The sequence below is a fragment of the Asaia sp. A2 genome, from assembly GCF_057319415.1.
On sequence record NZ_JBXWTO010000010.1, the window covers coordinates 91394 to 114796 of the forward strand.

The following is a 23403-nucleotide window of genomic DNA, read 5'->3' on the forward strand; positions in this document are numbered from 1 at the left end:
CCGCCCCCTGTCTCACCGTATCGTTCCGTTATCGGTGCGGATGAACCATGCATCGCCGACCTGCTCGATCAGCCTGACATGGCCATATCCCGGAAGGACATCGCCGACGCGCAGTTCGATTGCGCGCCCCCCCGCCATATGGACGATCGCGATCGAGGGCGATGCGGCGTCGATCGCGTAGCGGGCGCGTCTTTCGCCTTCGGCCCGAGGTGCTGCAACGCCCTCTTTCTTTTGCACCGATGGGCCCGGCGTGAGGCTTGTGGCGTGCCTGATGGGCGCAGGGGCTGACACCGTCGCATTGCCGGGCGCGACCGACGCTTTCACCTCCGGCGCTTTCGGGGTCTGCACGGCAATCAGCATCGAATGCAGACTGCCGCTGATCTCGTCCAGGCGACCCGCCTCGCGGTTCATGGCGGCCGTGAGCGCCGTGTCCTGCTGTTCGAGGGTGTCCCCTAGCGCCTTGCGCTCTGCGGCTTCCTGCTTTTGCGCGGCCTCGAGTTCTCCGAGGCGCTTGAGAAGCAGATCGACGACCTGTTGCATGGGCACGGGTGCGGGACGTGCATCGTCCTGGACGCTGACTGACGACTGCGCGGGGGTGGCAGGCTGACCCGTTGCGCCTGAGGGGGCAGGCAAGGTGCCGATGACTGGCTGAACTGTTGCTGCCGCTGTTGCAGTCGGCGCCGTCTTGCCGGTGACAGGGCTCGGCTCGGGGGCTGGCATCTTCAGGGCAGCGGGACCGTGTTCGGGATGGGCCGCATTCGTTCCAGCATGCGTCTGGCTGGGTGCAGAGCCGGGCGCGGGAGCGTCCGCCTGAACAGGGGCCATGGCAGTGTTGTTGCGGTGCAACGCAGTGTGCTGTTGCAGCCAGACGCTCGCGCCCGCCCCGACGACGAGCACGGAGAGAGCCACCCCGATCAGGAGGCGCTTCTTCTGCGGGGCCCTTCTCCCTTCCTCGGGTGTGACGATCCGGGCACGGGGTGCCTCCTGTTCGGCAGGCCCCGGATCGGCCGGTGCGGCGGGAGGCGGGCGTCGTGCGCCAGGCAGGTCGACGGGCTCGAATTTTTGGGTCGTCTCTGACATCGGAACCTCGTGGAGATGACTGGCTTCGGAGGAGAAGCGTCTTCTAAGGAGGGCTGCGCTCATTTGCTGATGACCGGTTTGAGGAAAAGGACCCCGATGCTGCTATTGGCGGCCAGGGTGACGGTTGCCTGCTGGGGGGTCGCTTTCTGCAGCACCTGACCGAGCGTCTGCCCCGCCGAGCCGGCAGCGACGCCGAGCTGCTGTGGCAGCGTCAGATGCGTAAAGGACGTGATGCCGCCGAGCCCCCCCGTATAGGATTGGGTATTGGTGGACTGCATGGCCTGACCCAGGCCCTGCACGAAGGCAGCAGCGGTGGGAAGCGCGATGCGCGTCAGGTAGTGCTCGTTCACTTCGCTCGCGACCGCCGTTTCCATGGTGTCCGGCGCGATCGCGCGTGCATCGACCGAGAACGGATCGTGATCATCGATGACCAGCTGGGTGAAGTGAACGACCAGACGATCCTCCTCGCGGTCGAACTCACCGATCAGCCGCGCGCCGGTGAAGGGCCCGCTATCGACATCGGCAAGCACCGGCCCCTTCTGATCGCTGTTGGCGGCTGTGATCGTATGGGCATAGATGCCGCGTCCTGCGGCAAGCAGCGTCTTGCCCTGACCGGCAGCGTCAGGAGCGTTCGCAGCACGGTCAGTTGAGGCAGTGGCACTGTGCATGCCGAGGTCTGTCGGGCCTCCGGTCACGGGAGGCCCGTTTGCCTGGTCGCCCCCCGGGCTACCGGCATGTACCGATTCACGCGCAGGTGCCTTGCCCATTTCAATGGCAATGCCATGAGACGACCATGCCTCGTAGATCTGTTCCAGTGCGGTCGGTGACAGACCAGGCGGGGCTACGCTGCGCCCGGAGCCGACATCGCTTTTAAGCGCCAGATCGGTTCCGCCCACACCACGATTGGAGGGGACGTCCCCCCGGCCTCCCTTGCCGAGAGGGGCAGACGTGCCAGCGGTCGTACCAGTGGGCTGCGTTCCAGGCGCCGGGGGCTTGGTGGTGGCAGGATCGGGCGTGGCACTCCCCTTGGAAGCATCGCTCAGACCGCGATCCTGTGCATCGGCGCCAAGACCCCGCCCAGGCAGGGCTGGCGTGTAACTCTGATGCGCCCGCTCGGCAGCCTTTGCATCGGCCTGGTCCGCGTTCCAGTAATCCTGGCGGATACGCACGGAATTATTGGTACCGCCCGCATTGCCTTTCATCTTCGGCGGTGCTGCCACCTGCGAGCTCGTCCCGGAATTTGTGTGCGCCATGTAATGCAGTGCACCGAAGGCCGACGCACCGACGGCTGCAAAGCAGAGAAGATATTTCATCCCCTTGCGCGATCTGATGCGCAGATCGGCATTCGCCTGGGATTTCGCGCGCTGCCGTTCCTGCTCGGCGAGCATTCTTTCTTCCGCTTCAGCCTGCGTATCGCTCACGAACCGCCCTCCGCCAGATAGACCTTGAGCGGGCTCTGATTGACCCAGAGATACAACTCCGGGGTCACAGGCATTTCATAGACCCAGCCTGCCCCGCCGGTCAGACGATACCCGCCGGTCGGCCCTGGCGACTGGAGTTCGTAGCGTGAGCGCAGATAATAATGCCCGTGATATTTCCACGCCTGCACGTCGTCAGCGGAGATATTGCGGACATCGAGCGGCATGGCTTCGGCGGGCGGGGTTCCGTCACCGAAATTGTTGAGGTCGGCCGTACCCGTGAGCGGCATGTCGGACACGCCCGACAGATCGGCCTTTGCATTGGGGCCGCGCTCGCGCAGACGAAACGTCAGATCGGCATCATAGGCGCCAGGCCCTGCGATCCACTGAAATACTAGGGGTTTGGGCGCCCCTTTGAGAGTGACGATCAGGTTGCCACGTGGGTATTTCGAGTCCGGCTGGATCTGCAGGACATTCGATCCGGGTGCCGGTATGCACGAGGACGCACCTGTGATCATTACCGCCTGTCCGGCATTCTGTTGCCCATTCGGACCGTTCCGGCACCCGCCCGAACTGTTGCTGTTGGCATTGTATTCGATCGGCCAGGGCTCGCCTGTTGAGTCGATGAAACTGATTGCCGTCGCGAACCCCTGGGCGAGATTGAGAATATTGATCGCGCCACCGCCTGTCAGGGAGACAGTGACCGTGCGATGCACGGGCAGGCCTACCCGGTCGGGATTGCCATGATCGTCGAGCAATTGCTGAGCCTGATCGTATTTGTTGTCGAGATGCTCGCGGAGGGACGTAATTTCGCCCGGCGTCAGGGGAGGACCCGCGTAGACGCCGCTGGGTCCGTGCCGTTCGTCATCCGGTTCCGCCGCCTGGGCGAGGGGCGCGATCACGCTCATGGCACATACTGCCAGCAACGGGAGTGCCTGCCTGCACCAGCGATGTTGCGCTCGCGCGTCAGCCATTATCCCCACCAGTGACCGGTACGGCGTCGAGCTGCGTGATTTCCAGACCGGATTTATAGATCGGGTTTGCTGTACGGCGCACAGTCATGGTGATCTGATAATGATCGTTGACCGGTGGTGGCTGGTTATTCTCCCATGTTACGGCCACACGAAAACGCAATCGCCACATATAATGGTGCTGGGCATCGACGCCTTCTTCGAGAATGGTGGGCGCCGTCTGCGGAATCGCCGAGACATAGACGCGCAGTTGCTTGATGAAGGCGACGTTGCCTTTCTCGCGAAAGCGGCTGAACCATCCATTCCACCCACTGACGTTAAAATCGGTACGTGCCTCGTTGAGGTGATCGTCGACATTCTTGAAATTCATCGTGTAGAGATTGACGATGCGATGAACGGCCCATTCGCCGAGTTCGCCATCCGATAGCGCGCGGCTATCCGTCGTCAGCAACTCCCTCGGATGGCCGAACTGGTCGAAATAAATGAAATGGTTTTCGACGGGTCGGCTGATTTCCCAGATGACGGTTGCAAACAGAAGAATATTCAGGACGACGCTGATGGCAGCGATCTGCAGTGCGCGCTCGGCAACGTGCTGCCTGAACAACGGGTCCATTATATGGCGCTGAAGCGCCTTGGGGCCGGTCGCGCTCATGACCAGAGTGCGCTCAGGTTGTGAGTGCCGGCTATCCAGAAGGGATCGCCGTCATCCAGGCAACTGCCGGCGGCACGCTGTGCTTTCTTGCGACGTCGCATGGCTTCACGCGAGCCGCGCGTCGATTTGGCGGCATCCTGGAAATAACGATCGCGACCGCGCTTGAGGCTGCTATCGGTGCGGGGCAGGGCATTCCGCGCAAGTTCCGGGATCTCGTCCAGCGCGATCAGCGCATCAAGCGCTTTTCCGCTCAGACCCTGCCCTCGCTTCGCATGATTTGTGCGTCTTGGCAGGTTGCGACTATCGGCCGCCGCCCACATGGACGAGCGCGATACGCCGAATATTTCCGCAATCGTTTCGGCCGCGATCCCGCGACACCAGACGCCGCGCAAACCATCGATCAGATTATTGTACCAAAGTGGGCGACCGCCGCTGTCGCGGGGGATGATGGATTTCCACTGTGAGAGTGGAACCGTCAGAAAATCGAGATCAACCGACCAGGTCGGGGTTAGCTCTGAACGCCGCGGGGGGGGGGGGGGGTCAAAAGCAGATTTTTGTCAAGCCCTTTTTTGGGTCTGAAAAAACCTAATTTTCGCGCTTTCGCGCGAATGGCGCCGATCGTACGCCCGACCACAGGCGCAATGTCCCGCACGGGAGTTTCGGTAGGGTAACGATCCGCCACCAAAAGTTCTTCCTCACGGGACCACAGACGGCGCGCCCGAGGCTTGGGGGCGGGGCGGTAGAAAGGTGAGGCCTTCCACTCCGCCAAGGTTTCGAACACGTAGGGGTCGCGCTTTTTCGGTGCGCGGGCAGGAGCGTGGTCGAGGGCGAATATCGAAAATGTCAAAACGAAGCCCCTTCACGCTTTTTGCTGGAGATTGATGTCTGATTAACGATACCGATTTTTGCACTTCGTCACAATAAAAAAATGGGGACAATTGTGAACTTTTCAGGGCGGATGTCGTGTTTTCGCACGGAATGTCTGGCAAAGAACTGATAATTATGGATATTCAGATATTTATTAAGAAAATATTTCACGACAGGTGGAAGGCATGGAGCGCGGGTCTTCCGCGGGCTTAGCGGGAACCTTTCTGAGCCTAGTACAGCTGAGTCACGCAGGCCAGTGTTTATCTGGCAAAATCGACCCTTTCCGCCCGAAAAAAACGGCGCTTGTTGTAGGGGTTTTTTGTCCGCCAAAAGGCGTCTATCGGGACGGCCGAGACCTTCGTATCGGCGCAAGAGGTTTTTTCCTGCCGCCTACATTTTTCCCGCTCGCTCTCTGGATCATTCGCGGCGACCCTGACCCGGCGGTGGTCGTGCCGTGATACCGGAGAGCCTCGTTCATGCTTTTTGCCGTCGAAAGACAGTGCTGTCGAAAACTCGGCGCTTTTCTGGCCCTGACGGGCATGATGGGTGGCGCGCCGTCTGCGGTCTTCGGTGCCGACGATCAGTGCAATCAGCTCGTGCAGGCCGCGGCGGATGGCATGGCCGGTGTGATCAAGGCCGATGACACGACCATCAAGCAGCCTCAGGACATCACTCAGTTCACCTGTCTGGGGAATTTCTTCAACGGCGTCGGGCTCGATGTGATCACCTCGGGGCTCAATCCCGCGTCCATCGCCCAGAAGGTCGCCGGACAATTCTGCTCGGCTCTGACCGATAAGTGGAATTCCCTGCAAGGGGCGGCGCAATGTGGCCTGACAGTCACAGGCATCAATACGAATTTTGGCGCAGGCCTCGGTACCGGGTCCGGAACGTTCTGCCCCTCGATCAATCTTGGGGGCGGCGGCGATACGCTCGTTTCCGCTTCGACCAATACCAGCGGTCAGCAGAGCTGGGGGGTCGAGGGCAGTACGCAGATGCCTGACGGCTATGCGATCGCCCCACTTGGCACATCAACTGGCCTGACGGAGCAACGCCAATGAGCCCGGCAGGTGATAACCGGCCTGGTTTGTCTCGGCTTCGCCGTGGCGCGATCCTCGCGAGCGTTTTTCTGGCAGGAACGATCCTCTCTCCGCGACCGGCCTATGCCATATTTGGCATCGATACGGCACCGATCGTCGCCGCCATTACCACGATGCAGGGTGTCCTCAACGGGGCGATGGGCGCGGTCGAAAAAGCCGTCAGCACAGGTATGGGCCTGCTCAACAAGGTGACTGGAAACGGCTTCACGCAGCTCTCGAACTACATGAAGGCACAGGTCGGCGCCCAGCAGCAGATCGCCAACGCCAACAACATGGTCCAGCTGCGCAGCATGCGCGATATCCGCAATGCGGGTCTGCGTGACAACTACACCACCAATCGTCAGGACTGCCTCAACCTGAACGGCGGACAATCCGTGGTCGTGGCAGCGAGTAACGCCAATGACGTGGCGCAGGCCCTCGCAACGGCGAAAACGCAACGTGGTGCGGCCGGTCCCGGCACCCCCTCCTATAATGGCGGCGCTCAGGGCGTCGAGGCGTCGAACCAGCTCCACACCAAACAGTTCTGCGACGCGAACGACGCCGAGGCGGGACTGTGTTCGCTGCCCAAAAGCAGCGCCCTGCAGGATGCGGATCAGGATGCCGGCCACGCGATCGGCGTTCTGACCTATCCCGACCAGGACAGCATCGATGCGGCAGCCGCCTATGAGAGCAATCTGATCCAGCCCGTGGCGCCGCCGGATCTGCGTGGCAGCGCACGCAGTTCTGCTGCCGGACGCAATATGGCGCCCCTTCGTCGGTCCTATAACGCTGCGATGTCGTTGAGCCATGAAATCGCCAATGGCGTCATCGGTACCCATGCGCAGACCGTGACGCTGACCACCGCCCAGAAGGAAGAACAGACCCATGAAGGTCTGCCCTCCTCGGACAAGGTATCGGTCAATGAGGCGGCCGAGCTCGAGGTCAATCGCCGTTATTCCGGTCTGCAATACCAGAAGGATCTGCAGGCGATGCCGCCCGGCAAACCGGTCGAGATCCAGATCGCCATGATGCTCGCCCAGCAGAACTGGATCCTGTGGCAGCAATACAAGCTGCAGCAGCAGCAGGCTCTCGCGGTCGCCACGCTTCTCGCGCATTCCGCCGAGGACCGTCTGAAATCCCCCAGCACTCTGCCGGCACCGTCGGCACAATAGGAGACAGTCCTGTGTCCGAGACCAATTCCAATTCCGTTTCCGGCGCGCAGCCCGACAGCCTGATCGATTTTCTGCAGCATCTGAAGGCCGTCAATGACGCGCTGCCGCCGGGACAGCGCGCCTTGTCCGACGATCTCAATCGTCTGATCGAAGCAAGCCGTGCGCCTGATGCGGCCAGGGACGAGGCCTTTCGTACCCAGGCGCTATGGCTGATCGGCGACTGGAACCGCAATCATCCCTCAGCGCCTCTCGCTTACGTGCCTCTCGATTTGCGTATGGAATCCGAACGTCGGCGTGGGACTTACCCCGGGCTGGCCAATGAGGACATGAAGGCTTTGTTACGCCAGGCCGATCTTCTGGACGATCGTAGCCTTGCAAGCCGTGTGCGCAGCCAGGCTGTGACAATGGCAGGCCTCACCCCGGAGGAACAGAACGCGGCACGCGCCTATAAGGCAATCGGCGCTCTTGAAGCGCGCCTTGAGGACTTCCTTCAGGGACGTGGGCTGGCCGCGCAGGCGCGACAGGAAGAGCCGCGTCCTGTCGCGCCTGCCGTGCAGGAGCCCGCTTCCGGGCCGGAGGTGACGCCAGCGCCTGTTGCATCCAAGGAACCGTCAGGTCCTTCGGTTGCGCAAGACCCCGTGGTCCGCGACGAACCGGCCAGCGCACCTGAGGTCGCGCCAGAGCCGAAAGCGGAACAGAGTGCGGGCACCCCGGCCCAGGATGTCGACAGGCCCAGCGTTGAGCCGGTATCCGAGCCCCAGCCAGCCGCTCCTATCGCCGAAAACAGGGCACCTGCTCAGGACGAGATCCCGCCCGGGTTCGAGGAGGAGTACCAAGCCAGTCTGAAGGCCGAAACCAAGGCGAACCGGGCAGCGGACCGGGCGCAATCGGCCCGCGATCCCGCATCAACCCCCCAGGAGGACGAGCAGCGTCGTCGCGACGATGTCGAGCATGCGAAGGAGGCGGAAGATCGCGCGCCTGAGGAGAGAGATGTCTCCAGCGCGCAGGGGAATGAGCAGAAGCCCGGCGGGACCGTTAACAAGGATCTTCCCACGGATGTGCCGCCCACCCTGGAAACCCCGGTGTCACCCGAGGAACCATCACAGCCCACTCTCGGCAGCGCTCCCCATGTAGCGCCGACATCTCAACCAGAAGCAACAGCGGCAGAAGCCGAGCGCCCGCGCATCGGGCTGCCATTTCCCAATTTCGGCTTCAAGCTTGGCAAGCCCCTTTCGGAGCGGGTCAAGGAGGCGGGCAAGGTCAAGGAAGCCGAGAGGGCACTCAACCTTGCCCTGCGTCAGTGCCATGTGGCGAGTGACGGACTTTCGGAAAGCGTTACTGCGCTGAGCAACCGCTTGCGTCCCATCAACGACGAGATCAACGCTTTTGGATCGGAGAATAATCTGAGCCGCGTCGCCGTCATCGCCGAGATGAAAAAGGACGGCAAGGCCGCCCATCTGCGCACCAGGCTCGATGAGGCGATCGCCGCCGATCCCGAACTGGCCGCCCAGTACGGCAAGGTCCAGGCGGCTGTGCAGAACTGGGAGGTTCAGCGCAAGGCTGTCCAGCAGGTCGCGATCTCCCTGGGCAAGACCCTCGATGACGATGCGCTCATGCATATCAACGAGAAGGACAAGAAGCTCGCAGGCCGCATGCAATCCCAGCCCGGCCAGCAGGAAGGCAAGAGCCTGTTCGAGGAAATTCCCGAGCAGATCCGCAAGCTGTTCGAAAAGGTCAAGGAGGCCATCCAGCGCGTATTCAACCGGCAACAGACGCAAAGCCAGGAGAGCGGCATGTCGCGCGACGTCTGATGCGAAAGGGGAAAAGCGCCATGATCGGTCCGATTGCAGTCCTTATGTTGCTCGTTCTGGGGGTTGCTCCTGCCTTTGCGCAGGACAGTACCGTCGCCACGGCGGCCACGCCGACCTGGAACTATGACACCAGTGATGACTGGACGATCTGGGCGCTTCATACCCTTTTCCCGATCGGCGCTGGGGCCAGTACGGCCACGGGCACGATGTATCAGATCATCAATGTCCTCGTGGCCGGTCTGGGCAGCCTCTATGCGCTCTATGCCTTGATGCTCAAGGGTCATGAAGTCAGCGAGACGGGCGAGATACTGGCGAACAAGTTCAATGGCTGGGTCGTGCCCCGCTATGCCCTGGCCAGCGCCTTGCTGATACCGGCGCCAGGCCTGAACGGGCTGAGCCCCGGTCAGGCCGTTTTCGTCGATGGTATCGGGATCGGCTCGATCAACGCGGCCCGGATGCTCAACAACGCCATTATCGATGCGGTCGGCCCCCGAGCCCTCCCGATCGCCGATCCGATAGTACCCAATACGCGCACCGTCGTGCAGGGCGTCATCGCGAATGAGATGTGCCGAGGCCTGATCAACGCCTTTACCAATAACAGTCAGTCCATTCCGGAGCCTGTTTACAGCACCGGCACCTACAGCATCAAACTCGATTATGGCCTTCCCGATGTGTGTGGATCAGTGGAAGTCTACCATCCTCCTTCGCACGACCAGCGTGTTGGCCTGAACTTCCCGGATATTTCCGATGCCCAGTTTGCGGCGTTCAAAACTCTTGTTGCTGATATTCGCGAGAAGGTCGCGCCGATCGCAAGAGCCATGTACACGAACCATAGCGCCGCCCCTTTGACCCAGCTAAATCCGGTCTTGCTCGAGGAGGCAAATAAATACAACAATGCTCTTGTCGGTGCCGCTGTGAGTGCGATCGCAACGATGCGCAACGCGACTAATGGCGGCAGAGAAGATCCCGGGATTGCCGAAATGCATCGTCTCGGTTGGACAGGGGCTGCGGCCTATTATCTCGAAATCGCACGCCTGAACGGTCAGGTCCTCGCTGCGTCCTCGATTACCCCCACCGTGGCGGCGCCCAACTATTATATGTTGGGCGGATATCTGGCTCAGGATCTCAAGCCTTACATCCAGGCGCTCGATACCTATCAGGCCGACCAAAATGCTTCACTAACGTTGCTCGATACGTCCGCGATACCTGGACAGGCGCCCGAACTCGAAGCCGGGTTCGGAACCGAGGATCCGCCGTCATTGTCGTCGCCGTTTGATTGGGCATTACGCCGTCTGCATCTCAATGAGAGCCTCACGACAACCATGATGTCGCTGGTCGTGGCTCCGGCCGCAGGCTCGGGATGGGTCGATCCTTTTGCTTCCATGATTCACCTGGGACATTTCTTGATCCATTCTTCGTTCGCTACTATGGGCGTTCTAGCGCTTGCTGAGAGCGACCCTGGCGCAAGCCTGCTCAATGCCGGCAAAGACGCTGTGACCGGAAATGAGGTTGGTGCTGTCCTCTCTGGCCTCCGTTTTTTAGGCGGCAGCCTTTTGTCCCATCTGGCACCCGCCATCATGAGCGCGCTTCTGGCGCTCCTGATCCCAGGTCTGATCCTCGCCTATCTTCTGCCGATGATGCCCTTCATGTATTTCTTTGCCGGTGTCATGGGGTGGTTCATCATCCTGATCGAAGCCGTTATTGCCCTGCCGATCGGGGCGATCGCGCATCTCGTTCTCGGCGGGGAAGGACTGCACGGCAAGGGGATACGGGTCTATGAGATGGCCTTTCATATCCTGCTGCGGCCGATCCTGATGCTGGCAGGGTTGATGACAAGCTACACCCTGTTTTCCCTCGGTAGCTGGTTCCTGATGAAGGGCATGGCGATCTGTGCGGGCTTTGTCCTCGCCGACGGCTATCTGCTCGATAATCTGCTCGGCGATATCGTCATCATCGCCGTGTTCGTCTCGGGTGAAATAGCGCTTGCCAATCTCTGCTTCCGCCTGATCTCGACCATTCCGCACCATGCAACGGCTATGGCCGGGTTCGCCTCGATCGGCCGTGTGGACAGCGATAGCTGGGTGAGTGAAACAACTGGCAAGCACAGCCAGGGCAAGGCGCTGGAGGAAACGCGCAAGCTGGCCCAGACCGCCATGAGTGAAAGAAAATAATGATGGATCGGCAACCGGCTCTATCGTATCGTTGTTACCAGAACCCACGGACGGCATCAGGAGGAGCATATGGATACATTCGATTATCAGGCGCTCCTGGACATCCGGAATGCGACGCGCCAGTTTGCCAAAACCGGTCAGAACACGGTTCCAGTGGAGCTTTACCGCGAGCAGCAGAAAGAGCTGGCCGGGGCACAGGCCTATATCGCCGCCCTGCAGGGCCAGCTGAGCGCCACGAAGGCGCAGCTGAAGACAGCCGAGGATCGCGCAAGGCTCCACAAGATGCGCGAGGACGTGCAGACCGAGAACCTTGCAAACAGCGAGAAGCACCTAGCGGAGCTCGATGCCTATCACGAGCGCAATGCGGCCCGTTTGTCGGCCGAAATCGCCGATCTCAAAAGGCAGCTCGCCGGCAAAGCCTGAATCAGGTCTTTCGGCTCGCGGGTATCTTCATGGCGGCGTCCCTTCTCGCAGGGTGCGCTTCCGGCAACATCCGCTCGGCGCCCCGACGGGGACCAGCGCCTCCTCCTGTCGCTCACGCGTTCTTCGATCCTTACGCCCCCTATGCGAGCGCACCCGTTATCTGGGAACCGACCGTCGCCCCTCGCATGCAGCTTGGACGACCGCGCGATCCCGTGATCGAGGCCGGACGACCGGACTACGAAAACGCGCCATGGTCGATCAATCAGCAGGGAAAGAAGGCAGGGACATTCTGAGAATGGAGAAGAGTTGATGGGAACATGCAAGAGAACGCTTCTCTGAGCGTACGTGTTTCTGTACTCTTGAAAATGCAGAGCAAGGAGCTGTCATGCCAACCCTTTCATACACCGATTTGAGGCAGAACCTGGCGACCGTATTGGATGACGTCGTCGAAAGCCGCGCGCCGGTCACGATCACCCGCCAAAAAGGACGGGGCAATGTCGTCATGCTTTCGGAAGAGGAATTTGCGGGATGGCAGGAAACTGTCCATCTGCTCGCGAGCCCCGCGAATGCCACTCGTCTGATCGGAAGCTTGCAGTCGGCTCTCTGCGGAAACGTCCAGGAAAGGGATCTGGTCCCAGCTGCAGCCAATCCTGAGCCGTGAAAGTCTGCTTTACGGAGCAGGGGTGGGAGGACTACCTTTTCTGGACCGACACTGATCGAAACACCCATCGGAAAATCAACGACCTGATCAGGGAAATCAGGCGATCTCCTTTCAAAGGTCTCGGCAAGCCTGAGCCGCTGAAGGGCGCTCTTTCTGGATGCTGGTCACGGCGTATCACCGGCGAGCACCGTCTTGTCTATCTCGTTGCAGGGACTCCCGGCATCGATCAGCAGATGCAGATTATCCAGTGCCGCTACCACTATTGATCCTGATAGTTCAGTTGTCTCTTAACGAGATCGTCGTGGCCACGCCGCTCGACCGGCTTTCAGAAACTGCCAGAATGAGCCTGGCGCACCACGTCTGAGACGCCAGTTACCCAATGCCTGACGCAGAAAGCCTGTTGCGAAAAGCAGGCCGACCAGAAAACTATCCATCACGAGGGCGGCGGAAGGCAGATGCCCCTGAACCAGGGCCGGGGCGAGCAGGGCAGCGATGTAGACAATGCCGAGCCCGAGAAAGAGCCAGCAATTGTGCCATGAACTCGCGATCGCTCTTCGCTGCGCGGGATCGAGTGCCCGCGTCCTTAGACGCACGACGTTGGGGGGCGTTGCGTCGGCCTGCTGATCACCGTTTTCCTGCGTGCCTTCTTTGGCAGCACTCCAGACATCGTTAAGCAGGGCCCAGCCAGACGCGATCCCCTCCAGATTGGCGCTGCGCCTGAGATTGCGCATCGGGCTGGGCAGGGCAATCAGCTTCAGGATCGTGCGCAGCCGGCTCATGGTGCAGCTCGCCCGGCGACATCGAGCAGATCGGCCGGAATGCCATCCACCTTGTGCTCGACACCTGCCGTGTCGCGCCAGGCAAATGTCGGCGTCCCCTGCAGACCGATCTCGAGGGCGGTGTTCCTGTTTTCTATGAGTTTCAGAGACGCATATTCGTCATGGGGGAGCCCCGTCAGGAAACGCCCCGTGTCACTCCCGCCCGCGCCGCCCGAACTGGCGGCCGTGTCGAGTATCCTCAGCCAAAGAGGCGGTAGTGCATCCGCTCCGGCCGTCAGGAGCGCCTCGGCGGCGGGCGTGCTCTGTTCGTTGTTTTCATGGTCGTTGACAGCAATAGGGATCAGCGTCAGGCGCAGGCGGCCGTTATCGACCAGAGGCTTGAGCGTCAGCCAGGCGCGCTGGGAGTATCCGCACAGGGGATCGATCACCATCCATAGATGCGGCGCGCCCACTCTGCCGATCGAGCCGCCCCAGGCATGAGAAAGTCGGGTCGCCGGACCAGCATTTGCCTCGGATGCACCGGAGGCAGGAGCGCCCACGCGGACGACCGGGATTGTGCCTGCGATCGAGTGGATCTGCGAGCGGGTGATGTTCTCGCCGTCGAGCGTCCACATCACGCCGCCGATAGGCCGCTCGCCGTCCGGCGTGATGTAATAGGTCTGAAAATGGGCCCCCTTGCGAGCAAACACCCCTCTCATACCATGACAGATCCCGAGATCGAGGAGTGTTCGGCCATCCTGCGACAGGGCCTTGAGTGCCGGGATGGCGGCGATCGCATCGGGCGCAAACGGGTGCAACGGCAGATCAGGCTGGCAGGCCGGGTCGGCGATCGCTCGCGTTTCAACCGCTCCGATGCTGCGGATAACGGCGGGCGGGACGGGGGCAGCGTGCACTGGCTGGATCGCCGGGCACTGCTGGGCGAATGCTGGGGAGGGCAGAGAAAGCAGGAATGGGATCGAGGCCATCCTGGGGATCAGCGCACGCATCGGTTGAGTCCTTGGCAAGAGTGATAGGCCAAGCCTCCGATGCCTCTATCCAGAGAGCGACAGGCAAATTTCAAAAAAATGAGGGCAGGTGAAAATAATCGCTCGCTCTCTGGATCATTGCGGCTGACGCTTCAGGAGCGCCGCCAATCTCCGGCCGCGTTTGCAAACGATCGGGTCAACGATGAATCCACTCCCTCGACTACCGGGTTTCAACCAGCCCCTCATCCGGCGCATCATTTTCTATGGTGCCTTCTGCGCACTTGTCGCTGGAGTGGTGGGTCTCGGACTTTACGGGTGGCATGCGAACAAGGTGCGAAGTAACGAATTCCTGATTGCTCGTATCGTCGGGGAGACGCGTAACCGGGGCGACCACCTCAATACAGAGCGTCAGCTCAACGACCTCCGTCAGGCGATCCTGTCGTCAGCACTGTCAGCGGATGAAAAGAAGCATCTCCTGACCAGCTCTTCATCCGCGAGACCGTTCGATTTCCTCTCGATCGCTCCGATTAACAAGGCCCTTCCCAAAGATTTGCCTTTTCTCGTTGACCAGTTCGTGCGGGTCAATAAGGAGGCGGTTGCAGAGGATAAAAGGGGCATGGCTTTGTTGGTAGCAGCGAAAGCCAGCACCCCGGAGCAGGTCAGGACGCCTTGAGATCGGCAGGGCTTTATGCCCAGTGTTGGCTTGTTTCACTCTGAGGAGAACAGAAGATGGTTCCAAGATCAGCCCTCGCGGCCCTCACGCTGATCGGCATCACCGGGACGGCGGTGCTGCCTGATGAGACGTTGGCTCAGACAAATCCGGCGGGAGCGCAAAAGGGCTTCACCGACCAGGAGCTCGAGCGCATGTCGCAGGAACGCCTGCGTGATATGCCCAAACGCGATTGGGGACCGCCTGTGTCTCAGAGCGCCGTGCCGCGTGGCCCGAAACTATCGCCCTTGCCCGAGCCCGCAACATGCCTGAGCACGACATCCGAGGACGAGCCGATCCTCGCTTCGCCCAATTTCGACGCAAAGCGCATCGGGATCGCGCCAGGACGGATCGCTGCAACGGGAATGCATCGGGGGGCCTTCACAAAGGTGCTCTACACAGGGACGAGAACCGGCTGGGTCGCAACGGCTCATCTTGTGCCGTTTCATGCAACAGGCGGCGGAAGTGCCACGCTATGCTATGTCTCAGGCGTCGCACCCAATGGCATGATTGCGTATCATGTCGATTAGCCGCAGGATCGGACTTACTCTTGCGATCCTCTGCTGCCCCCAGGCAGAGGCTGCGCCCGAGGTGATCCCGACCATCCCCGAGCTGGGTGGTCCCCATATCACCGCAACCGGCGGTACGACTGGCGACGTGGAGGAAGGGAGCGACACGCAGGGCAGCGCGGGAACGGCAAGCACATCATCGTCCTGGACAGGGAGCATCACGAACAGCGATGCCATGTCGGCCCTGCAGGCACAGAGTTATGGCAGTTCCGCAATCGCCGCAGCCGAGAATGCAGGCGTCAATCCCGCCACCCTCGCGGCTTTCGGGGAGGTGGAAAGTCACTACCAGAATGTCGGAAATGCGACCTCTTCCGCCCAGGGCGTATGGCAGATCACGCAGGGCACATGGGACGATACCGTCAGCAAATACGGCCTGCCTTACACGGATGCGGACCGCGACAATCCCACTGCCCAGGCGGATGTGGCAAGCCACATCATCGCCAGCTATTCCGCAACCGTATCCGCGCGTACCGGCGAACCGGCAACGACGTTGCAGGCTTATGGCGCCTATATGTTCGGGCCGACGACGGGCGCCAGTCTCGCCGCAGAGGAAGATCAATCGACCCCTCTGAGCAAATATGTCTCAGCGACCGCGCTCGCTGACAATGGCATGTCCGGATGGACCGTTGGACAATATTATTCGACCATGGCCAGCCGCATGGGCAGTGGGTCGTCCTCGCTGGTCACAAGCGGATAGGGACGTTGGGCTCAACTCCATGAGGGCGATGATTGCTCTTTGCTGCCCGCCTGACCAACGGGCGCGCCTGATAAGCCTCGGTGCAGAAATCGATGCGACCATAAGACGCCTCGCGATGCCGTCGGCGTTTCTGACGACAGAGCAGTGGCGTGTCTTCGCACCGTATCTCCCCGCACGGTTTCATCCCGAGCGTCCAGGCCCTTATCTTCAGCCACGCCCCGTTCCCTTGCCGCTGTGGGGATGGAATCTGCGCGCGCTTCTCGAGCGCCGCGACTGGGATCGCATACGACGCGATGCCTACGCGTCATCCGGCCAGTGCTGCCGCATCTGCGGGGGGGTCGGCGTGCGGCATCCGGTCGAGGCGGACGAAATCTGGGTGTGCGACGATGTCACCCGTGTCCAGAGTCTGAGCACGGTCTGCGCGATCTGCCCGGCCTGCCATGGCGTGCGACACTGGGGGCGCACAACCATGCTTGGGGAGGAACGTGGAGCGCTCGAGCATATGGCGCATGTCAACCGCCTGTCCCTCGATGCATGCCAGGCCCTTGTCGATGCCCGCATGGAAGAATGGGTGCAGCGTTCATCGCTCGAGTGGTCGCTCGATATCACCTGGATCGAACGTCGATACGCCATGTCTCCTCGTCCCGACGCCCGCGCGCATGCCGAAGCCGTTCACGAGGCCCTGGTTGCCCGTCACAGGGGCACCTGATTTCAGGGTTTCGCAGTTTTTTTTAGAAAAAATGCCTCTCCTCGCGTTTTAGGTGCTCGCTCTCTGGATCTTTCTGCGCCCTGCTCAAGGCAGGCAACGCCCCTCGATCCTCTCCCGGGTGTCTTGCCGAAAAGCAGGAGACCCCATGCGCCGTCCTTTCGATCCACCGCTGACAGGCCCGCTTCGACCGGCCGACTTGTCGCCTGCCGTCGAGTCGCACCCATGTTGTGGGGGGAGATCAGTGGGTTAGGTTGATGTCACACTTTGTCGCATTCATCGGACAAGGGATCGGAAATCGTCGCAAGTGCCTGATAACGCGCGATAATCAGATTACCTTGCGTGACATGGCGTTCCCTTTTCTGTTCCCGAGCGCCGGGGGCGGTGGTCGCTCTCTGGAGCATGAGGCCTGTCTCTACCCTGATGCGGCGCCTTTGCCGCATGGGCCGATCTCTCAGGGAGAGGTCGCGCCTTCATGAAGGGAGACAAGAAAATGCCAGCACGCACAACATTCGAGGATCTGTTGCGCAGAGTTGAAGAAGCCGTGCAGCGGCCTCCCCTGGAGGTGCGACGCACGATCGAAGCTTTTTTCGAACTGATGCCTGAAGTGCTCGCCGAGACAGACATGCCGGTCCGTATCCGTCATTTCGGGCAGTTCATGCTCAGCGTGCCCCGGCGAACCCATTTCGGCATCCAGTCCCGTGCGCGGACTCTCAAGCCTGAAATCATTTTCAGAACCACGCCCAATCTCAAGACGCGTCTTGCCGAAGTAAAGCCGACCCCTGACCGGGCAAGCCTGCGTCCTACGACGGCAGAAGACGAAGCCAATGAGCCGAGAAAACATGACACTGACGATAAAGGATAGCGCACCTTACGGCGCGTATTCCATGACTTTGCATCAGCGCCTCGCCAGAGTGCTGATGCATGACACACTGCTGGGTCGTACCTCGCTGCGTCGCCGCTTCGTCGCCCGGTTCCGCGACGAGGCGACCGGGCCGGTCGATGCAACCCTGTTCGGCCTGAAAGTCCGGTTTCATCCCCGCGACAATCAGACCGACGCCAAGGGGGCAGTGTGTGGCAAAGCCTATAATGCGACGGAGCTGCGTTGGCTGGCCAGGGCACTGCATCCGGACGATGTCTTTCTCGATATCGGCGCCAATATGGGGTTCTTCTCCCTGTTCGCGGCGACGCGTGGGGCGCAGATCGTGGCGATCGAGGCCAATCCCGTTCTGCAGGTGCGGTTTGAAGCGAGCTTCGGGTTCAACGATCTGCCCTTCACTCTTTTGCGCGGGGCAGTGGGGGACACGAACCAAAGAGTGCGCATGGCACCAAGAGACGACGATCTCGGAAGCGGGACGGTCGAAGACTGCGAGGAGGGGCGGATCGTCATGCGGCCGCTCCTGGCCTGGCTTGCAGAAGCGAAGGTCGAGCGTATCGACTGTCTCAAGATCGATATCGAGGGGTACGAGGACCGGGCTTTGATCCCGTTCTTCAGGCACGCCCCTGCTCATCTTCGCCCGCGCTATCTGATGATGGAGCGCGCGACACATCCCTCGCGCCGCGAAGCCCTCGAAACCTGTCTTGTGCGTTCCGGCCTGTACCGTCTTCAGCATCAGAGCCGGGCCAACCTGTTCTACGTTCTCAACAGACCGCAGAATGCGGTGCAGACGGGGCGGGATGGCGAGAGCCAGTGGGTCTGGCAAAGCGCATGATGACTGATCACTCGACCGGCTCATGTCCGGCATGCCATGCGCCCTTCGCGCATGAGACCATGACGCCTCATTGCATCGAGGAATGGACGATTCTGGGCTGCAAGCAATGCGGGTATCATGCTGTCTCCCCCCTTCCATCGCCTGGTGCGATCGAGGGCCATTATAATAATGATGCCTATCGTCAGGCCGACGATCTCCATTATGCGAAGTCCCGCTCTCGCAAACGGCGCGCCATGCTCCGGGCGCTGCGCCTCTGGCCGTGGTTTCGTGGGAGGAACGTGCTGGATATCGGCTGTGGCGGCGGGTTTATGGTCGAAGCCTTCGCCCTGTTTGGCGCACGAAGCGCGTCAGGTATCGATATGTCTCGCGCGGGTATTGCCTATGCTACGGCGAAGGCGAGGCGCGGCACATATCGTGTCGCTGATGTCGAAAGCCTTTTATCGAAATCGGAACGTTACGGCTTCGTTTTCTGCTCCGAGGTGCTTGAGCATCTACCCGATGCCACGCTGTTGCCGCGCGCACTGGCTGCCTGCGTCCAGGACGGCGGTTATGCTCTCGTAAACGCACCCGATATCGGGCATCGGGAGACACCGGCCGACCTCACGCAATGGCCAGCCCTGTGTCCGCCCGAGCATCTGCAATGGTTCACCTCAGACGGCTTTGCGGCCGTCATGGAGCGCCATGGTTTTATGCGCAAAAGACGCCTGCGCGCACGCGGGGCGGCGTTCTCCGATCTTTTTTTGCGGGTCGATAAAGAAAAACCATCGCTCTCTGGATCGAGATCGGATGTGCTTTCTCCAGGAGGTCAACCTGTTCTCGATCGCAGGAGTTCGACCTCGGAACGAAGGACAATCAGACAATGGCCGTGAGACAACATCAGCAGTCCAAACGCCCTCGCTACGTAACGGCGTTCTCCCTCATTGCGGGGGTCAGTACGCTGACTGCATTTGCGGCACCGTCTATCGCTGCCCCGTCCGATGTCCCGGCTCTCGCCGCGGTCGCCAGCGCCCAGCTTGCAGTCGAGAAAGAGACCCTCAGCACGATGCAGCAGATCCTCGCCCTTCTGCAAAAGCAGGCGCGCGAGGCGGACCGGGCGTCGCAGGAGAAAACAGCACTGCAAAATGCAATCAGAGAGACAAATGGTGCCAGCGCCACGCGAGCCGTGGTTGTCCAGCACAAGGAAGCGTCGAGCGGGAGTGAGCCTCCCCTCCATCAGCCGTAATCCCACGAACACGATAACGCGGATCGATTCACAAAGCCCTTTGCATGAGGGCGCATCAGAAAGCGCTGGGTTCATGGTGAGCCCGTGTCACAGCACGATTACCCATCAGGAGATTTCGATCATGGTTCGTTTTTCAGCTCCTCTTCGCCGTGCGTGCACGTCTGGCGCCATATTGGCTGCCTCTGCTTTTTGCGGCGTGATCACCGTTCCCGCCCATGCGCAAACGCCATCTATTGCCGCGCCCTGCGAGAAAACGGCACTGAAAACCACGGGGCCGGCGTGGCTTCATCTAAAACTGACGTTCGACAAGTTAATCTCTGTTCGCAACTTCGGCCCGAAGTTTGCGCCCAAACAATTGCCGATCGACGATGTGGTCGAGTTTGACGGGTATCTGCCTGCAGACGGGACTGACATTCGGATCGGTAGTGGCCGTTCGGTGGGCTTCGTGCCCCAGCTCGTCTTCGAGAACGTACCAGGGCAGACCCCGAAACCCTCAACAGTGGAGGGAAGCAAGATCGAGGGGCTGTACGGGACATTCCATGCGCTTCCATCTCCCGACGGCAAGATCGTCGTGACTCCCGCTCTCACCCTTGTCTCGGGTCTCGCTCTTGAAAAATCCGGGCAAGGCGATGCCGGTGTCGACCTGCCACGGTATCGGACGGTTCATATCGACACGCCTATCGTTGTCGAAGGATTTCGCTGCGAAGCGCATGCAGAGCTGACGGGCACCTCGGCCGGTAAGCTCAAGGGGTGGGTACCCGGGAATTATAGTCTCCGGATCTCGGCTTATCGAACGCAGTAAAAGCGGCGGGCGGGCTGGGATACTATTTCCAGGCCGCCTCAGGATGATGGTGAACCCGTATCACACCACGTTTACCCAAGAGGAGGTCTGGATGTCACACGATTCATGCGGATGTCAGGGCAAGCTCGGATTTGTGTCTCGCGCACGCGCCGAAGATGCGGCGCGCTCGATGCGCAAGCGCGGCAAAGGGGCGTTCGGCGCCTATGAATGCGATTGGTGCGGGTTCTTCCATGTGGGGGCCAGAATGGCCGGTGCGCTCGCGTATAGCCGCGCGCTCTACGGACGTCCTTCGCCCCGATGCGTGCAGATCCAGTCAGGAGGTCTAGACCAGTGAACAAAGATAACGCCAACACAGCTGCGAGCAACGCGGTGACTCTCCAGGGCAAAGTACGGTGGAATTCACCAGAAGAGCTGGGACCGTCCGGTCACTTCTGTGATCCGGTAAGCGGGTGGCGGTCAGACGATCCCTGCCACGCTGTTCACGAGGCGCTGGCCTCCACGACCTTCAGAATTCTCCATGACACGTTCGCGGCAGGCACTCATCTGCCTGCCTCGCCGTCGGACGACACACAGCAAGCATAAACTGAACAAGAGACGTTCGGGACAGGCATATTCAGCCCTGTGCTCCCGAAAGGTCAGGAGACACCATCTTATGGATATGCCATTCGACATAGACGCAGCGGTCGCCAGCCGCGCGCGCCAGGCCGCCGATCCGGATTCCAATGTGGGTGGCATCGCTGTCGATCGTCTGCGCAGTGTAATCGAGCGGGTGGAACGCCTTGAGGAAGAGCGCAAGGCGCTCGCCGGCGACATCAAGGACATCTTCACAGAAGCCAAGTCCGCAGGATTCGACGTTCATACGATCAAGAACATCATTAAGCTTCGTAAAAAGGAGCCGAATGAGATTGAGGAGCAGGAGACGCTGCTCGACATCTACCGACGTGCCCTGGGCATGTGAGGCGCTGTGTCGTGGATGGTCTCGTCATAATATCCGGCCTTGAAGTCCAGATATCGCCCGGTACTGGGCTCACCGGGTCTCAGCCGAATGCGGCCAAGTTCCCGGAGTTGAACGGAAAATTTCGTTCCCTGCACGTTTCCGACTTGTTCAGCGAAACGATCTGCCGCAATTTCGTCGGTTACTGCCACCGGACCATTCTGGGCCGTCTGGCGAGTCGAGGAAAAGAACCACCATGACCTGACCCCCAGACGCCAAAAACCCCGCCTCCCCCGATTTGGCGATCGGAAGAGCCAGGGTTCATGACAGATCGGAGATCTGGTTGGAGGCCGCTGCTAATTAAGGCCCCCATCTAGCGATGCTCCCACCCGAAACGCAAGAGGTTTTTTGCGAACGGGAGAGATTTGTCTGAACGACCAGCCGGGAAGCGGTTCACGCAACCACTTTTCGATGGATGTTGAACCATGGAGTTCACCCCTCCCTTTGCAGGGCAGGACGGGTCGTATCGGCCCGGACGGCGGCGGCTGAGTGCGGCCATGCTGGAAGCCGAAGCCGAGCTGACGCAGGAGCCCGCCGACTATCCGGCGCGTCGCGAGGTCCTCGGGCTGCTTAAATCGCTGCGTGGCGCCCTGCCTGTGTCGGCGGCGGCCGCCAATACGCTGATCGTGATGATCGAGCACACCAGGGCGGAAGACTGGACGGCGATGGAGACGCCTTTCGTCTACGCCCATAACGAGACGCTTCTGAACTGGACCGGGGTGTCGCTCGCAACGCTGCGACGTCATATCCGCGAGCTTGCGGAAGCCCGGTTTCTGGTGGCCCAGGACGGTCGGAACGGACAGCGCGGGAAAAGGTGGCAGGGGACAGAGTCCCAGCGGACAGGGTTCAACCTGGCCTCGCTCCGGCATCGCTGGGTGGATCTCGTCGCACTCAGCCGCTCGGAGACCCGCCGGCGGGAGGAACTGAGCTTCCTGCGTCAGGAAATTGCCTCGCTCAACGAGCAGGTGCGCTTGCTGTCCGACGCACTCGACAAGCCGACGATCATGGCAGAGGCCCGTCGTCTCATGCGTTTGCGTCTGATGACGAATGAGCCGGCCAAACTGCACGCGCTGCATGGACAGATGGCTGCGCATCTCGTGGCCCTTCAAGGCATGCAGGTGCAGCAGGGAACGGCTGTGGATAACCGCACATCCGCCGCGCCTGAGACGCGCAATCTGAGACCCATGGGTGCGCAAAATGAGACCCATTATACGGATACAAAAAACAATCTATCTCTTAAAAAAGTAGTCTCCGTAGCGGCTTGCAGCCGCAATCGCATTGAAACAATGCGGCGTGAGCCGTTGGATGACCCGGGTGAAAGTCCTCGTCTCGGTCGTGAAAGCGCTCTTCGCGGATTCAAGGGAACAGCTCAGTTCTATCTCGGAATTTGCACAGCCCTTCGCGAGATATGCCCTACTGCAACACCCAGCGCGGAGCAGCTGATCGACGCGGCCGAATATCTGTCAGGTCAGATCGGGGTTTCGTATCACGCCTGGGTGCAGGGATGTGGCGTTCTCGGTCGGCTCCAGGCGGCGATTGCCGTGATCATCATGGCCTCGCGCCTTGAGCGACAGGCTGTAATCCATGCCCGTGACGCCTATTTCAGAGCCCTTGTGGAGCGGGGAGCCCAGAACACCCTGTTCCTCGACCGGAGCCTCTACGCACTGCGCGATGTTCGCAACCGGGAGGAATTGGCCATAGGTGCCTTGGCAGAAACAAGGGGGCCTGCCGATATGGGATCGACGACCATCCAGGGCGGGCGACACTGATCGGATAGCTGAGGAACTGTGGTGGTTTACGTCGTGTTCGCGAGGGCAAAAAATGAGTGATCTGGTTTTGTCGAGACGGGAATGTGTCTGGCTGCGGCAGAGGTTCCAGCGCGAAACGCCTGGTTCGGTTAGGCTTGATGAGGGTTTCCTTCTTCCGGGCTGGTATGGCTCGTGCAA

At 60.7% G+C, this 23403-nt stretch carries 27 protein-coding genes; 21 read left to right on the forward strand and 6 right to left on the reverse strand.

The features are described 5' to 3' along the window. Nucleotides 1–12: 12 nt before the first annotated feature. The 4 genes from ACWNRM_RS10240 to ACWNRM_RS10255 are packed head-to-tail and all read right to left on the reverse strand — an operon-like array spanning nt 13 to nt 4121. Nucleotides 13–1080 carry a hypothetical protein gene (locus ACWNRM_RS10240; protein ID WP_485170632.1) on the reverse strand — a complete coding sequence of 356 codons (1068 nt, stop codon included), beginning with the start codon at nt 1078–1080 and terminating at the stop codon, nt 13–15. Between the two features lie 59 nt (nt 1081–1139). After that, nucleotides 1140–2501, reverse strand: a complete 1362-nt coding sequence (locus tag ACWNRM_RS10245) for a DotG/IcmE/VirB10 family type IV secretion system protein (protein WP_485170631.1) — start codon at nt 2499–2501, stop codon at nt 1140–1142. Next, nucleotides 2498–3472, reverse strand: coding sequence for a DotH/IcmK family type IV secretion protein (locus ACWNRM_RS10250; RefSeq protein WP_146926825.1), 975 nt, complete (start codon nt 3470–3472; stop codon nt 2498–2500). Before ACWNRM_RS10250 ends, ACWNRM_RS10245 begins: the two co-directional genes overlap by 4 nt. Beyond that, nucleotides 3465–4121 (reverse strand): DotI/IcmL/TraM family protein, encoded by a 657-nt coding sequence (locus tag ACWNRM_RS10255; RefSeq protein ID WP_485170630.1) that lies wholly within the window; start codon nt 4119–4121, stop codon nt 3465–3467. The genes ACWNRM_RS10250 and ACWNRM_RS10255 overlap by 8 nt, the downstream gene beginning before the upstream one ends. A gap of 20 nt (nt 4122–4141) precedes the next feature. On the opposite strand from ACWNRM_RS10255, the gene ACWNRM_RS10260 reads away from it, so the two are divergent. The 9 genes from ACWNRM_RS10260 (at nt 4142) to ACWNRM_RS10300 (ending at nt 12568) form a co-directional block, all read left to right on the forward strand. Beyond that, nucleotides 4142–4585, forward strand: coding sequence for a hypothetical protein (locus tag ACWNRM_RS10260; protein WP_485172208.1), 444 nt, complete (start codon nt 4142–4144; stop codon nt 4583–4585). Nucleotides 4586–5464: 879 nt separating this feature from the next. Then, nucleotides 5465–6046, forward strand: a complete 582-nt coding sequence (locus tag ACWNRM_RS10265) for a hypothetical protein (RefSeq protein ID WP_146926833.1) — start codon at nt 5465–5467, stop codon at nt 6044–6046. Continuing rightward, nucleotides 6043–7236 (forward strand): hypothetical protein, encoded by a 1194-nt coding sequence (locus ACWNRM_RS10270; protein ID WP_485170628.1) that lies wholly within the window; start codon nt 6043–6045, stop codon nt 7234–7236. Before ACWNRM_RS10265 ends, ACWNRM_RS10270 begins: the two co-directional genes overlap by 4 nt. Before the next feature lie 11 nt (nt 7237–7247). Next, nucleotides 7248–9047 carry a hypothetical protein gene (locus tag ACWNRM_RS10275; RefSeq protein WP_485170627.1) on the forward strand — a complete coding sequence of 600 codons (1800 nt, stop codon included), beginning with the start codon at nt 7248–7250 and terminating at the stop codon, nt 9045–9047. Nucleotides 9048–9067: 20 nt separating this feature from the next. Beyond that, a complete protein-coding gene (locus ACWNRM_RS10280; protein ID WP_485170626.1) occupies nt 9068–11218 on the forward strand; it encodes a DotA/TraY family protein in 2151 nt (716 codons plus the stop codon). A gap of 69 nt (nt 11219–11287) precedes the next feature. Further along, complete coding sequence (locus tag ACWNRM_RS10285) at nt 11288–11641, forward strand: hypothetical protein (RefSeq protein WP_485170625.1); 354 nt, start codon at nt 11288–11290, stop codon at nt 11639–11641. A 29-nt stretch (nt 11642–11670) separates the two neighbouring features. Then, complete coding sequence (locus tag ACWNRM_RS10290; protein ID WP_485170624.1) at nt 11671–11934, forward strand: hypothetical protein; 264 nt, start codon at nt 11671–11673, stop codon at nt 11932–11934. A gap of 92 nt (nt 11935–12026) precedes the next feature. After that, nucleotides 12027–12302 (forward strand): type II toxin-antitoxin system Phd/YefM family antitoxin, encoded by a 276-nt coding sequence (locus ACWNRM_RS10295; RefSeq protein ID WP_485170623.1) that lies wholly within the window; start codon nt 12027–12029, stop codon nt 12300–12302. Then, nucleotides 12299–12568 carry a Txe/YoeB family addiction module toxin gene (locus tag ACWNRM_RS10300; protein WP_146926844.1) on the forward strand — a complete coding sequence of 90 codons (270 nt, stop codon included), beginning with the start codon at nt 12299–12301 and terminating at the stop codon, nt 12566–12568. The genes ACWNRM_RS10295 and ACWNRM_RS10300 overlap by 4 nt, the downstream gene beginning before the upstream one ends. A gap of 21 nt (nt 12569–12589) precedes the next feature. On the opposite strand, the gene ACWNRM_RS10305 is transcribed toward ACWNRM_RS10300, so the two are convergent. Together ACWNRM_RS10305 and ACWNRM_RS10310 are read right to left on the reverse strand one after the other, a co-directional pair. Beyond that, the gene (locus ACWNRM_RS10305; RefSeq protein ID WP_485170622.1) at nt 12590–13081 is read right to left on the reverse strand and encodes a hypothetical protein; all 492 of its coding nucleotides are present in this window, start codon (nt 13079–13081) and stop codon (nt 12590–12592) included. After that, entirely contained in the window at nt 13078–14067 is a 990-nt protein-coding gene (locus tag ACWNRM_RS10310) for a thioredoxin domain-containing protein (RefSeq protein WP_485170621.1), read from the reverse strand. The genes ACWNRM_RS10305 and ACWNRM_RS10310 overlap by 4 nt, the downstream gene beginning before the upstream one ends. A gap of 181 nt (nt 14068–14248) precedes the next feature. Here ACWNRM_RS10310 and ACWNRM_RS10315 point away from each other — a divergent pair, with 181 nt between their 5' ends. The 12 genes from ACWNRM_RS10315 (at nt 14249) to repC (ending at nt 23226) form a co-directional block, all read left to right on the forward strand. Further along, nucleotides 14249–14719 carry a hypothetical protein gene (locus ACWNRM_RS10315; RefSeq protein ID WP_146926850.1) on the forward strand — a complete coding sequence of 157 codons (471 nt, stop codon included), beginning with the start codon at nt 14249–14251 and terminating at the stop codon, nt 14717–14719. Between the two features lie 56 nt (nt 14720–14775). Next, entirely contained in the window at nt 14776–15285 is a 510-nt protein-coding gene (locus tag ACWNRM_RS10320) for a hypothetical protein (protein WP_485170620.1), read from the forward strand. Beyond that, nucleotides 15275–16021 carry a transglycosylase SLT domain-containing protein gene (locus ACWNRM_RS10325; RefSeq protein ID WP_485170619.1) on the forward strand — a complete coding sequence of 249 codons (747 nt, stop codon included), beginning with the start codon at nt 15275–15277 and terminating at the stop codon, nt 16019–16021. Before ACWNRM_RS10320 ends, ACWNRM_RS10325 begins: the two co-directional genes overlap by 11 nt. Before the next feature lie 115 nt (nt 16022–16136). Then, nucleotides 16137–16730, forward strand: coding sequence for a hypothetical protein (locus ACWNRM_RS10330; RefSeq protein WP_264784625.1), 594 nt, complete (start codon nt 16137–16139; stop codon nt 16728–16730). A gap of 490 nt (nt 16731–17220) precedes the next feature. Beyond that, on the forward strand, nt 17221–17592 hold the full coding sequence (locus ACWNRM_RS10335; RefSeq protein ID WP_146926855.1) for an HU family DNA-binding protein: 372 nt from the start codon (nt 17221–17223) through the stop codon (nt 17590–17592). Further along, nucleotides 17570–18439 carry an FkbM family methyltransferase gene (locus ACWNRM_RS10340; protein WP_186820093.1) on the forward strand — a complete coding sequence of 290 codons (870 nt, stop codon included), beginning with the start codon at nt 17570–17572 and terminating at the stop codon, nt 18437–18439. Before ACWNRM_RS10335 ends, ACWNRM_RS10340 begins: the two co-directional genes overlap by 23 nt. Next, nucleotides 18436–19308, forward strand: a complete 873-nt coding sequence (locus tag ACWNRM_RS10345; RefSeq protein ID WP_485170617.1) for a class I SAM-dependent methyltransferase — start codon at nt 18436–18438, stop codon at nt 19306–19308. The genes ACWNRM_RS10340 and ACWNRM_RS10345 overlap by 4 nt, the downstream gene beginning before the upstream one ends. Beyond that, nucleotides 19299–19661 carry a hypothetical protein gene (locus ACWNRM_RS10350; RefSeq protein ID WP_146926862.1) on the forward strand — a complete coding sequence of 121 codons (363 nt, stop codon included), beginning with the start codon at nt 19299–19301 and terminating at the stop codon, nt 19659–19661. The genes ACWNRM_RS10345 and ACWNRM_RS10350 overlap by 10 nt, the downstream gene beginning before the upstream one ends. A gap of 121 nt (nt 19662–19782) precedes the next feature. Further along, nucleotides 19783–20463 (forward strand): hypothetical protein, encoded by a 681-nt coding sequence (locus ACWNRM_RS10355; RefSeq protein ID WP_485170616.1) that lies wholly within the window; start codon nt 19783–19785, stop codon nt 20461–20463. Nucleotides 20464–20554: 91 nt separating this feature from the next. After that, nucleotides 20555–20797, forward strand: coding sequence for a hypothetical protein (locus ACWNRM_RS10360; protein WP_146926866.1), 243 nt, complete (start codon nt 20555–20557; stop codon nt 20795–20797). Between the two features lie 324 nt (nt 20798–21121). After that, complete coding sequence (locus ACWNRM_RS10365; protein WP_146926927.1) at nt 21122–21421, forward strand: DUF2312 domain-containing protein; 300 nt, start codon at nt 21122–21124, stop codon at nt 21419–21421. Nucleotides 21422–21882: 461 nt separating this feature from the next. Next, nucleotides 21883–23226, forward strand: coding sequence for a replication initiation protein RepC (gene repC / locus ACWNRM_RS10370; protein WP_485170615.1), 1344 nt, complete (start codon nt 21883–21885; stop codon nt 23224–23226). Nucleotides 23227–23403: the final 177 nt, after the last annotated feature.

What these genes read in the sequence shown, in the direction of transcription:
- ACWNRM_RS10240 (WP_485170632.1), bottom strand. Translation starts at nt 1,080, where the DNA reads ATGTCAGAGACGACCCAAAAATTCGAGCCCGTCGACCTGCCTGGCGCA.
- ACWNRM_RS10250 (WP_146926825.1), bottom strand. Translation starts at nt 3,472, where the DNA reads ATGGCTGACGCGCGAGCGCAACATCGCTGGTGCAGGCAGGCACTCCCG.
- ACWNRM_RS10255 (WP_485170630.1), bottom strand. Translation starts at nt 4,121, where the DNA reads ATGAGCGCGACCGGCCCCAAGGCGCTTCAGCGCCATATAATGGACCCG.
- ACWNRM_RS10265 (WP_146926833.1), top strand. Translation starts at nt 5,465, where the DNA reads ATGCTTTTTGCCGTCGAAAGACAGTGCTGTCGAAAACTCGGCGCTTTT.
- ACWNRM_RS10270 (WP_485170628.1), top strand. Translation starts at nt 6,043, where the DNA reads ATGAGCCCGGCAGGTGATAACCGGCCTGGTTTGTCTCGGCTTCGCCGT.
- ACWNRM_RS10280 (WP_485170626.1), top strand. Translation starts at nt 9,068, where the DNA reads ATGATCGGTCCGATTGCAGTCCTTATGTTGCTCGTTCTGGGGGTTGCT.
- ACWNRM_RS10285 (WP_485170625.1), top strand. Translation starts at nt 11,288, where the DNA reads ATGGATACATTCGATTATCAGGCGCTCCTGGACATCCGGAATGCGACG.
- ACWNRM_RS10290 (WP_485170624.1), top strand. Translation starts at nt 11,671, where the DNA reads ATGGCGGCGTCCCTTCTCGCAGGGTGCGCTTCCGGCAACATCCGCTCG.
- ACWNRM_RS10295 (WP_485170623.1), top strand. Translation starts at nt 12,027, where the DNA reads ATGCCAACCCTTTCATACACCGATTTGAGGCAGAACCTGGCGACCGTA.
- ACWNRM_RS10305 (WP_485170622.1), bottom strand. Translation starts at nt 13,081, where the DNA reads ATGAGCCGGCTGCGCACGATCCTGAAGCTGATTGCCCTGCCCAGCCCG.
- ACWNRM_RS10310 (WP_485170621.1), bottom strand. Translation starts at nt 14,067, where the DNA reads ATGCGTGCGCTGATCCCCAGGATGGCCTCGATCCCATTCCTGCTTTCT.
- ACWNRM_RS10315 (WP_146926850.1), top strand. Translation starts at nt 14,249, where the DNA reads ATGAATCCACTCCCTCGACTACCGGGTTTCAACCAGCCCCTCATCCGG.
- ACWNRM_RS10320 (WP_485170620.1), top strand. Translation starts at nt 14,776, where the DNA reads ATGGTTCCAAGATCAGCCCTCGCGGCCCTCACGCTGATCGGCATCACC.
- ACWNRM_RS10325 (WP_485170619.1), top strand. Translation starts at nt 15,275, where the DNA reads ATGTCGATTAGCCGCAGGATCGGACTTACTCTTGCGATCCTCTGCTGC.
- ACWNRM_RS10330 (WP_264784625.1), top strand. Translation starts at nt 16,137, where the DNA reads ATGCCGTCGGCGTTTCTGACGACAGAGCAGTGGCGTGTCTTCGCACCG.
- ACWNRM_RS10335 (WP_146926855.1), top strand. Translation starts at nt 17,221, where the DNA reads ATGCCAGCACGCACAACATTCGAGGATCTGTTGCGCAGAGTTGAAGAA.
- ACWNRM_RS10340 (WP_186820093.1), top strand. Translation starts at nt 17,570, where the DNA reads ATGACACTGACGATAAAGGATAGCGCACCTTACGGCGCGTATTCCATG.
- ACWNRM_RS10345 (WP_485170617.1), top strand. Translation starts at nt 18,436, where the DNA reads ATGATGACTGATCACTCGACCGGCTCATGTCCGGCATGCCATGCGCCC.
- ACWNRM_RS10350 (WP_146926862.1), top strand. Translation starts at nt 19,299, where the DNA reads ATGGCCGTGAGACAACATCAGCAGTCCAAACGCCCTCGCTACGTAACG.
- ACWNRM_RS10355 (WP_485170616.1), top strand. Translation starts at nt 19,783, where the DNA reads ATGGTTCGTTTTTCAGCTCCTCTTCGCCGTGCGTGCACGTCTGGCGCC.
- ACWNRM_RS10360 (WP_146926866.1), top strand. Translation starts at nt 20,555, where the DNA reads ATGTCACACGATTCATGCGGATGTCAGGGCAAGCTCGGATTTGTGTCT.
- ACWNRM_RS10365 (WP_146926927.1), top strand. Translation starts at nt 21,122, where the DNA reads ATGCCATTCGACATAGACGCAGCGGTCGCCAGCCGCGCGCGCCAGGCC.
- repC (WP_485170615.1), top strand. Translation starts at nt 21,883, where the DNA reads ATGGAGTTCACCCCTCCCTTTGCAGGGCAGGACGGGTCGTATCGGCCC.